We start from the raw sequence: 1056 nt of genomic DNA on the forward strand, positions 1-1056 counted from the left end.
CGTAAGTACTGGCATTTTCCTACTTGCAGCAGTATTTGATCAATATTACTGGATCGTCTTTGCCTGTATGCTTTTAGCTGGTATGGTCATTGGCTCGTGCTTCTCATTAGGTCTTGGATTTATGACAGATTTATTACCGAGGCACTTACTACCAGCAGGTAATATATTATCCGGAATCGCCTTTAGTATAGGAAGTATTATGGGCCCTGTATTAGGAGGCGTATTTATAGAAAAAATACAGTATACAAGCTTTTTTATTGCGGTTATGATTATAATGGGTATTCTCGCAATGTTATATATTATTTACATGAAGAATCAATTCGCATCAAGAAAAATAGAAAGTAGGTTAGGGCATGACAAAACAACCTAATAAAAAGAAATTTGAAGTACTAGAAAACGAAACAATTACAGACTGTTTAGCACGTATGGAACAAGAAGGATATGCACCGTCTCGTCGCATGGAAGAGCCAATCTTTCATGAAGTGAAGAAAGACGGGAAAACAGAAGTTGAACCGTGTGGTAGAAAAATTGTTTTTGAGGGGAAATTGAAGTAATCAAATAACAGATTTTCTTTGTGGTATAGAGCCATCCAATTCGTTTGAGTTGGATGGTTTGTTGTATAGGGGGCGTTTAAAAATATTAACTATCCCCAAGAGTAAAAAACGCTATTCTTACTAAAAGAATAGCGTTTTTTTATTATTTAACATGATTTCATCTGAATGTATTGGAGATGCCACCTACAAAAGTAGTAGAAATTTTATTTGAATTTACTACCTCAGTTGGATATATCATATTTCAATTTCGATAGAATAGTAAATAGGTATATTGGAAATGGAGATACATTACAACGGTTATACATACTTCAAATATAGAATTACAGTAACTACTCAGCCAACAAAGAAAGGAACAAGTAGAATGATACAGAGCATATACGAAACGCATTTACATGTTAGAAATTTAGAAAAGGCGATAGATTTCTATCAAAATAAGTTAGGTTTAGTATTAGCAAAAAAACTATCGAAAAGACGAGTTGTGTTCTTTTGGATAGGAGAAAAT

The 1056-nt window shown here is 33.4% G+C and carries 3 protein-coding genes; all 3 read left to right on the top strand.

Annotation, left to right across the window (positions count from 1 at the left end; translation table 11 throughout):
- The coding region (locus AC1DTM_RS28090) for an MFS transporter (protein WP_477001442.1) at positions 1-370 on the top strand (370 nt) is incomplete at its 5' end.
- Positions 354-554, top strand: coding sequence for an NETI motif-containing protein (locus tag AC1DTM_RS28095; protein WP_000166302.1), 201 nt, complete (start codon positions 354-356; stop codon positions 552-554). The genes AC1DTM_RS28090 and AC1DTM_RS28095, both read left to right, overlap by 17 nt.
- A 277-nt stretch (positions 555-831) precedes the next feature.
- Positions 832-1056 (top strand): VOC family protein (locus AC1DTM_RS28100; protein WP_477001443.1); only part of this gene is annotated, 225 nt, incomplete at its 3' end.

The organism is Bacillus sp. P4_D3, from assembly GCF_056401855.1.